This is a genomic window from Arthrobacter sp. Y3223164, from assembly GCF_059091005.1.
This window is the reverse complement of record NZ_JBNHGF010000673.1, coordinates 1-912: the sequence shown is the minus strand read 5'-3', so window position 1 is coordinate 912 and position 912 is coordinate 1. Positions and strand designations below refer to the sequence as shown.

Genomic DNA, 912 nt, shown 5'->3' with positions numbered 1-912 from the left:
GGGCACGCGGCAGCGCACGCGGACGAGCGCAAGGACATGAGCCGCCTCTTGGCTTGCGCCAGGGACCTGCATCCCGGCACGCGCGGGACCATGGACGCGCCTGCCGACGTCACCGTCACCGAGCCCGGCGGGCAGGCAGCGGTCCCCGCCGGAGCAGCACAGGGACAAGAAAGCGCCGTCTTGAGCGAACGGGAGCGCGAAGTCGCCCGGTTGGTGCTGGAGGGCAAGACGTACCGGGAAATCGGGGCCGCGATTTTCATTTCGCCGCGTACCGCCGAGCACCACATAGCGCGTATTCGACGGCGGCTAGGGGCTTCGAACCGCGCCGAACTCCTGACCCAGTTGCGGCTTGCGCTCGGCGAAGACAGTTCCCCGCAGTAAGTCCGCGGATATCCGGGCCTGGGCCCCTCCCTACCTAGTCCGCGTCCACCGCGATCCCCCTGGAGGGGGCGGGCGGCGGGGGAGGAAGCCCCGATGCGGGCGACAGCAGCCCGGCCGTAGCTTTGAACCAAGCCAAGCAACTCAGCTCGGCGGGCCACCATCCATAATTTTGGCCAGATCCAGTAGGAATAAGAATGGGGATTCACATAATGCCTACGCTCGCAAGCTCTCTTCTCGAATTCATCATGAATCTGCTCCGTGATCCGCGCGCAGCCGCCGAATTCCAGGCAGACCCGGAGGCCGCCCTCGCCGAGGCCGGCCTGGGCGATGTGTGCTCCGATGATGTGGACGCCATCATGCCGGTCATCCTCGACTACGCTCCCGTGGATGCCAGCTCGTCCTTCGACCGCGAGTACAACACCGGCGGCAACCACTCCGGCGGCGACACCGGCGACTGGTCCAGCGACAACTCCGGCAACAATGGCGGTGGCTGGGGCGGCGGCGGCCACGGTGGCGGCGGCCACGGCGGAG

The 912-nt window shown here is 67.5% G+C and carries 2 protein-coding genes; both read left to right on the top strand.

Features of this window, described 5'->3' with window-relative positions:
- On the top strand, positions 1-381 hold a 381-nt coding region (locus tag AC5RUJ_RS17320), incomplete at its 5' end, for a helix-turn-helix domain-containing protein (RefSeq protein WP_494156379.1).
- A 245-nt stretch (positions 382-626) separates the two neighbouring features.
- On the top strand, positions 627-912 hold a 286-nt coding region (locus AC5RUJ_RS17315; protein ID WP_494156378.1), incomplete at its 3' end, for an IniB N-terminal domain-containing protein.